The sequence below is a fragment of the Pseudomonas sp. MYb13 genome, assembly GCF_002980075.1.
GTDB classification, from domain to species: Bacteria; Pseudomonadota; Gammaproteobacteria; order Pseudomonadales; family Pseudomonadaceae; genus Aquipseudomonas; species Aquipseudomonas lurida.
Genome location: NZ_PCQI01000021.1, coordinates 81,139 through 88,617, shown reverse-complemented (window position 1 = coordinate 88,617; position 7,479 = coordinate 81,139). Strand labels below are relative to the sequence as shown.

The 7,479-nt window shown below is 64.1% G+C and carries 8 protein-coding genes; 1 reads left to right on the top strand and 7 read right to left on the bottom strand.

The features are described from left to right. A partial coding sequence (locus tag CQ002_RS28420; protein ID WP_218277010.1) for a hypothetical protein occupies positions 1-224 on the top strand: 224 nt, incomplete at its 5' end. Here CQ002_RS28420 and CQ002_RS25730 read toward each other — a convergent pair. From CQ002_RS25730 to CQ002_RS25700, 7 genes are read right to left on the bottom strand one after another with little or no spacing between them, the layout of a single operon-like run. After that, entirely contained in the window at positions 208-1,614 is a 1,407-nt protein-coding gene (locus tag CQ002_RS25730; RefSeq protein WP_034107366.1) for an amidase, read from the bottom strand. The two genes, CQ002_RS28420 and CQ002_RS25730, sit on opposite strands and share 17 nt — an antisense overlap. Then, positions 1,611-2,879 carry a Zn-dependent hydrolase gene (locus tag CQ002_RS25725; protein ID WP_105162533.1) on the bottom strand — a complete coding sequence of 423 codons (1,269 nt, stop codon included), beginning with the start codon at positions 2,877-2,879 and terminating at the stop codon, positions 1,611-1,613. The genes CQ002_RS25730 and CQ002_RS25725 overlap by 4 nt, the downstream gene beginning before the upstream one ends. Positions 2,880-2,892: 13 nt before the next feature. After that, positions 2,893-3,588 (bottom strand): ABC transporter ATP-binding protein, encoded by a 696-nt coding sequence (locus CQ002_RS25720; RefSeq protein ID WP_034107362.1) that lies wholly within the window; start codon positions 3,586-3,588, stop codon positions 2,893-2,895. Further along, on the bottom strand, positions 3,588-4,337 hold the full coding sequence (locus CQ002_RS25715; protein WP_069077746.1) for an ABC transporter ATP-binding protein: 750 nt from the start codon (positions 4,335-4,337) through the stop codon (positions 3,588-3,590). Before CQ002_RS25715 ends, CQ002_RS25720 begins: the two co-directional genes overlap by 1 nt. Further along, positions 4,334-5,344 (bottom strand): branched-chain amino acid ABC transporter permease, encoded by a 1,011-nt coding sequence (locus CQ002_RS25710; RefSeq protein ID WP_034107358.1) that lies wholly within the window; start codon positions 5,342-5,344, stop codon positions 4,334-4,336. The genes CQ002_RS25715 and CQ002_RS25710 overlap by 4 nt, the downstream gene beginning before the upstream one ends. Before the next feature lies 1 nt (position 5,345). Further along, positions 5,346-6,206, bottom strand: a complete 861-nt coding sequence (locus CQ002_RS25705; protein ID WP_034107356.1) for a branched-chain amino acid ABC transporter permease — start codon at positions 6,204-6,206, stop codon at positions 5,346-5,348. Between the two features lie 57 nt (positions 6,207-6,263). Further along, on the bottom strand, positions 6,264-7,466 hold the full coding sequence (locus tag CQ002_RS25700) for an ABC transporter substrate-binding protein (protein ID WP_105162532.1): 1,203 nt from the start codon (positions 7,464-7,466) through the stop codon (positions 6,264-6,266). Between the last annotated feature and the right edge of the window lie 13 nt (positions 7,467-7,479).

The following is a 7,479-nucleotide window of genomic DNA, read 5'->3' as shown; positions in this document are numbered from 1 at the left end:
CGGCTAAACCGGCATCCCTGCCGGTTTACCCCCCAAATCCCTGTCGAATTCCGGCCAGCGTGTTTGATGGGGCGCCTCAGATCAAAGGCAAGATCAAAAGCCAGATCAACAGCCAGATCAACAGCGGCTCGCTTCGCATCGTGGTTTGGGTTGGTTGCTATGACGATAGCCATGGCTATTGGGGGGGAGCCGCTCCCATATTGAGCGCTAGGTTTTTCTGGTGATTGGGGCTTGCAAGTGCTCGGTGGGGAACGCCTTGGCATACGCCTGGCACACCCTCAACACATGCTCATCCGCAAACCGTGCGCCCACCACATGCAAGCCCACCGGCAAGCCATTCGCCGCCAGCCCACACGGCACTGACGCCGCCGGCTGCTGGGTCAGGTTGAAGGGGTAGGTGAACGGCGTCCACTGCGTCCATTCCTGCAAGCCGGAACCGGGCGGCACATCATGCCCGGCGTCGAATGCCGTGATGGGCATCATTGGCGATACCAGCACATCGTAGTGTTCGTGGAACGCGGCCATGCGCGCCACCAGTGCGGCGCGGGCTTCAAGGGCTGCGTTGAAGTCGTCCAGGCTCAACTGCTCGCCCCGCTGAGCGATGCGCAGCAGGCCGGGGTCCAGCAGTTGTTTCTGCGCCTCGCTCATTGGCCCGGTCAGGCGTGCGGCACCGGCCGCCCACAAGGTGCTGAACACTTCCAGCGGGTCGCTGAAGCCCGGGTCGATCTGCTCGACATGCGCGCCCAGCTGCACCAGGCCTGCCACTGCCTGGGCGACCACCTTGGCCACCTGCGGGTCGACGTCCACGTAACCAAAGTTCGGACTGTAGGCCACGCGCAACCCTTTCAAATCAGCCGCGCCCGACAACCATGGCGTGGCCCTCGGCGCACCGATCAGGCCGTCCCGCGGATCGGGCTGGGCGATGGTCTGCAGCATCAGCACACTGTCCTCCACGGTGCGGGTCATCGGCCCCAGGTGCGAGAGGATGGTCATGGAGCTGGCCGGCCACTGTGGCACATAACCGAAGGTCGGCTTGATGCCGAACGTGCCGGTGAACGCACAGGGAATACGGATCGAGCCGCCCGCGTCGCTGCCCTGGTGCAATACCCCAAGGTTCAACGCGGCCGCCGCCCCCGCGCCGCCAGACGAACCGCCCGCCGTGGTGCGTGTGTCCCAGGGGTTGCGGGTGATGCCGTACAGCGGGTTGTCGGTGACGCCTTTCCAGCCGAATTCCGGGGTGGTGGTCTTGCCCAGCAGCACCGCGCCGGCCTTGCGCATAAAAGCCGTGAAGGGCGCGTCGACGTCCCACGGGCCCTCGGCCGATGAAGTGCGCGACCCCTTGCGAGTGGGCATGCCGAGGGTCAGTGTCAGGTCTTTGATCGACGCCGGCACACCGTCCAATGCACCGCAAGGCTGGCCGTTGAGCCAGCGTTGTTCCGAGGCGCGCGCGGCGTTCAGCGCGCCTTCCGGGTCAACGTGGCAATAGGCGTTTACCACCGGGTTATAGCGTTCGATACGCAGCAAGGTGTCCTCGGTGACTTCCACCGGTGACAAGGTCTTGTCGCGAAAATGTTGCAGCAGTTGCACTGCCGTCAGTTGGCCGATCTCGTTCATGCCGTTTCCCCCTGGGCCGCATTGACCATGGCGCGCAGCAGCACCGCGCAGCCTGCCGCCAGGTCGTCCGGTGCGGCGTTTTCGATTTCGTTATGGCTGATGCCGCCTTCGCACGGCACAAAGATCATCCCGGCCGGGCCCAGTTTGGCGACGAAAATCGCGTCGTGTCCGGCACCGCTGACGATGTCCATATGGCTCAAGCCCAAGGCCTCGGCACCTTCACGCACGGCGTTGACGCAGGCCGGGGCGAAGTCCAGCGGCGGGAAGTCGGCGGTGGGGGTCAGTTCGAAGTGCAGGCCGTGTTGTTTGGCGGTGGCTTCGATCACGCTGCGCACTTCATCGACCATGGCTTGCAGCTTGTCCGCGTGCAGGTGGCGCAGGTCGAGCGTCATGTGCACCTGGCCAGGAATCACATTGCGCGAACCCGGGTGCAGGCTCAGGCAGCCCACCGTGCCACAGGCGTGGGGTTGCTGTTGATGGGCGATGCGGTTGACCGCGCTGACCACCTCGGCGGCGCCGACCAGGGCGTCCTTGCGCAGGTGCATCGGCGTCGGGCCGGCATGGGCCTCGACACCCGTGAAGATCAGGTCAAACCACTTCTGGCCCAGGCAACCCATGACCACGCCAATGGTGGTGGCCTGGTCTTCCAGTACCGGTCCCTGTTCGATATGCGCTTCGAAATACGCCCCCACCGGGTGGCCGAGTACCGCGCGAGAGCCGGCATAACCGATGCGCCGCAATTCGTCGCCCACCGACAGGCCCTGGTCATCGACTTTGTCGAGGGTGTCCTGCAAGTCGAACTGACCGGCGAACACCCCGGAGCCCATCATGCATGGCGGGAAACGCGAGCCTTCTTCGTTGGTCCACACCACCACTTCAATCGGCGCTTGGGTTTCGATGTTCAAGTCATTCAGGGTCCGGATCACCTCCAGACCGGCCATGACCCCGTAGCAACCGTCGAACTTGCCGCCGGTGGGTTGGGTGTCGATATGGCTGCCGGTCATCACCGGGGGCAGGGCGGGGTTGCGTCCGGCACGGCGCGCAAAGATATTGCCGATGGCGTCGACACTGACGCTGCAGCCAGCGGCCTCGCACCATTGCACAAACAGGTCGCGGGCCTGGCGGTCGAGGTCGGTCAGGGCCAGGCGGCACACGCCGCCCTTGACGGTGGCGCCGAGTTGGGCAAGGTCCATCAACGATTGCCACAGGCGGTCGCGGTTGATCAGCGGGGCGTTGCTCTGGAGCGGTTGCGCAAAACTATTCATCAGCAGTCTCCGGTCAGGCACTCAGGGCCAGGTAGCGGTTCTTGATCGTGGGGTCGGCGCGGAACTCGGCGGCGCTGCCCTCGTACACCACACGGCCCTGTTCGAGCACGTAGTGGCGGTCGGCGAGCTTGTCGCAGACCATCAGGTTCTGTTCCACCAGCAGCACCGGCAGACCGTCGTCCTTGACCTTGCGCAGGATCTTCACCAACTCGTCGACGATCACCGGGGCCAGGCCTTCGGTGGGCTCGTCAAGGATCAGCAGCTTGGGGTCGTTGAGCAGGGCTCGGGCAATGGCGAGCATTTGTTGCTCGCCGCCAGACAGCGCGTGGCCGGCGTTTTTGCGACGCTCCTTGAGGCGCGGGAACATGGCGTAGACGTCCTCGAGCTGCCAGCGGCTGGTCTTGCGCATGGCGATGCGCAGGTTTTCCTCGACGGTGAGCAGGCGGAAGATCCCGCGATGCTCCGGCACCAGCGCCAGGCCCTGGCGTGCGATTTCGAAGACCTTCTGGCCGACCAATGCCTGGCCGTTGAAGTGAATCTGGCCCTGGCGCGGGCAGATGATGCCGAGGATGCTGCGCAGGGTCGTGGTCTTGCCGGCGCCATTACGGCCCAGCAGCGTGACCAGCTCGCCGGGGTTGACGGTCAATGACACGCCTTCCAGCACATGGCTCTTGTCATAGTAGGAATGGATATTCTCGACGATCAGCATCAGGCAGCCTCCCCAAGGTACGCCGTACGCACACGTTCATCGGCGCGCACGAATTCCGGCGTGCCTTCCACCAGGATCTGGCCGTGGCTCATCACCGTGATGCGTTGGCTGATGGACATGACAATGCTCATGTTGTGTTCGATCAGCAGCACCGTGTGATCGCGGCCGAGGTCGCTGATCAACTGGGTCATGATCGGGATGTCATCGATGCCCATGCCCGAGGTAGGCTCATCCAGCATCAACAGTTTCGGTTTGGAGCAGATCGACATGCCCACCTCCAGCACTCGCTGCTGGCCGTGGGACAACTCGCCGGCCAGGGTGTCGGCACGGGCGCTGAGTTGCAGGCGCTCCAGCACCTGGTCGGCCATCTCCAGGTGCTCGCGCTTGCTGTCCACGCGGCGCCAGAAATTCAGCGCGCGTGCTCCGTCGCGGCCCTGAGCGGCCAGGCGCAGGTTTTCGCGCACGCTGAGGTTCTGGAACAGGCTCGTTAGCTGGAACGAGCGCGCCATGCCCAGGCCGACGCGACCGTGGGCCGGCTTGCGCATCAGGTTGTTGCCGTCGAAATGAATCGCCCCGGCGGTGGCCTGGCGTTCACCGGTGAGGCAGTGGAACAGGCTGGTCTTGCCGGCGCCGTTGGGGCCGATGATGGTGTGGATGGTGCCAGCCTCGACCTTGAGGTTGACGCCATTGACCGCATGGAACGCGCCATAGGCCAGTTCCAGGTCTTTGGTTTCCAGCAGGATGCTCATAGCCCTTCCTCCTTGGCGACGGCGGCGGTCTTACGGCTGCCGCGCACTTTCTCGAACAGCGACGCCAGGCCGCCCCACAAACCACCGCGCATGAAGATCACCACCAGGATCAGGATCACCCCCAGCAGCATCAACCAGCGTGGCCACAGGTCGGAGAGGAAATCCCCGAGCAGCACGATGGAACCGGCCCCCAGCAGTGAACCGAATAATGAGCCGGTGCCGCCGACGATGGTCATGATCAGGATGTTCTCGGACATCGCCAGGTCGATATTCGACAGCGGCACAAAGTGCAGCAGCATGGCGTACAGCGCGCCGGCAATCCCGGTGACCGCGCCGGACAGCACAAACACCAGGATCTTGAAGTGGCGTGTGTCGTAGCCGATGGCCGAGGCACGGGTTTCGTTTTCGCGGATCGCCATCAGCGTGCTGCCGAAAGGGGAGGCGATGACCCGGCGGGCCCCGATGAAGATCAGCAGGAACAGCACCGCGACAAAACCGTAGAAGGCGCGGGCGTCGGCCAGTGACAGCAGTACCGTGTCACCGACACGGATTTCCGGGCGCGGCACGCTGAGCAGGCCGTTGTCGCCGCCGGTCCAGTCACTGAGGGTGTAGGCAACGAAGTAGGCCATCTGGCTGAACGCCAGGGTCAGCATCACGAAGTAGATGCCGGTGCGGCGGATCGCCAAGGCGCCCACCAGCAACGCCAGGAACCCACCCGCGATGGCGGCGCCGAGCAATGCGGTGAACAGGCCCAGTTGCAGGTGGATCATCAGCAGCGCGGCGCAGTAGGCGCCGGCCCCGAAGAAGATGCCTTGGCCGAATGACAGCAGTCCGGTGTAGCCCAGCAACAGGTTGCAGGCCAGGGCCGCCATGGCAAAGATCAGGATCTCGGTGGCCAGGGTTGCCGAGGGCACTATCAAGGGTAGGCCGATCAGCACGGCCAGCACCCACAGCAACATGGCCTTGGATTGGGTCTTGGCGAACGGCAGGGGGTTTTTCTCGCTCATGTCAGGCTCTCCCGAACAGGCCGTAGGGACGGACCAGAATCACTACGGCCATGGCGCCGTAGATCATCAGGCTCGCGCCCTGGGGCCAGAGTGTGGTCATCAGGCTTTGCACCACGCCCACCAGCAAACCGCCGACCAGCGCCCCGCTGAACGAGCCCATGCCGCCGATCACTACCACCACGAAGGCGACGCCGAGAATCTCCGGGCCGACGAAAGGTTGGGCGCCGCGCAACGGTGCGAACAGCACGCCCGCGACGCCGGCCAGCGCAACGCCGAGGGCGAAGGTCATGGAGAACAGGCGGAAAATATTCGTGCCCAGCAGCGACACGGTTTCGGTGCTTTCACTGCCGGCGCGCACCAGGGCGCCGAAGCGCGTGCGTTCCAGCAGCAGCCACAGGCCCAGGCCGACCAGCCCGGAAAACACGATGAGGAACAGGCGGTAGTAGGGGTAGACGAAATCACCCACCACCAGCACGCCGCGCAGCAGTTCCGGCACGGCGACGCTTTTGCCCACCGGCCCCCAGATCATCACGCTGGCTTCCTGGATGATGAGTGCGATGCCCAGGGTCACCAGGATCTGGAACATGTGCGGCAAGTGATAGATCCGCTGGATCAACAGTCGCTCGATGGCCCAGGCCAGCGCGGCCACCACCAGGGGCGCGATCAGCAGCGCCAGCCAGAAGCTGCCGGTCAGGCTCACGGCGGTGTAGCAGATGTAGGCCCCCAGCAGGAAGAACGCGCCGTGGGCGAAATTGACGAAGTTGAGCAGGCCGAAAATGATCGTCAGCCCGACCGCGATGAGGAAGTAGATCATCCCTAGCCCAAGGCCGTTGAGGATCTGGAACAGGTACAGGTTAAGCATGCAGGAACCCTCGGCAGGACGCCGCTTGCGCGGCCCTGCGCTACAAAATTCAGGGGATCAGCCGAGCGTGCAGCCCGTGGCTTCCACGGGTGGGAACGACTGGCCGGCGCTGAGCACCTTGGCCAGGTCATCCTTGTCGGCCATGTCGGCAGCGGCCTTGCCGATCAGCAGGTAGTAATCCTTGATCACCTGGTGGTCGCCGGCGCGGATCGATTCCTTGCCGGTGGGCCCTTCGAAACTCAGGCCCTGCATGGCCTTGGCCACGGTCGGCCCGTCGAAGCTGCCGGTGGAAATGATGGTGTCGAGCATGACCTTGGTGCTGATGTAATCGGCGGCCAGCGGGTAGGTGGGGTTGATGCCGTATTTGGCCTGGGTGAGTTTGACCAGTTCACGGTTGAGCGGAGTGTCGACCTGGTGCCAGTACTGGGCGCCGAGGTACACGCCTTCGAGCACATCGCTGCCCAGTTCCTGGAACTGGTCGAGGCCGGCGGACCAGACCAGCAGCACCTTCATGCGTTCCTTGATGCCGAAGTTCACCGCCTGGCGCAAGGTGTTGGACGACTGGCTGCCAAAGTTGAGCAGCACCAGCACATCGGGCCTGGCGGCGATGGCGTTGGTCAGGTAGCCGGAGAATTCCTGTTCCTGCAACGAGTGGTAGCTGTTGCCGATGTGTTCCAGGCCATGTTCCTTGAGCACAGTCTTTGCGCCCTCGAGCAGCGCTTCGCCGAACACGTATTGCGGGGTGATGGTGTACCAGCGCTTGGCGTCCGGCAGCAGCTTGATCAGCGGCAGGATGGTTTCGCGGATAGCCCCATAGGTGGGCACGGACCAGCGGAAGGTCGCCTTGTTGCAGTCCTTGCCGGTGACTTCGTCGGCGCCCACCGGGGTCATGAACACGCCACCGACCTTGTCCACTTCCTTGGCCACCGCCAGTGCCGACGACGACAGCGTGCAGCCCTGGAAGAATCGCGCGCCGTCCTGCTGGATGGCTTCCTGCACCTTGCGCACGGCCTTGCCGGCGTTGCCTTCAGTGTCGATGACCTTGTAGTTCAGCGGACGGCCGAGCACCTCGGGGTGTTGTTCCACGGCCAGGCGCGAACCCATGTCGGCAAACTTGCCATAGCTGGCAAAGGCGCCAGACATGGACTTGAGGCCGTAAAAGGTAAAGGGCTCGGCGGCGAATGCCGAACGCACGCTCAGCGGGAGGCTGAGGGCGGCGGCTGCGGTAAGACTGGCTTTCAACAACGTACGACGCTGCATGGGGTGACTCCCT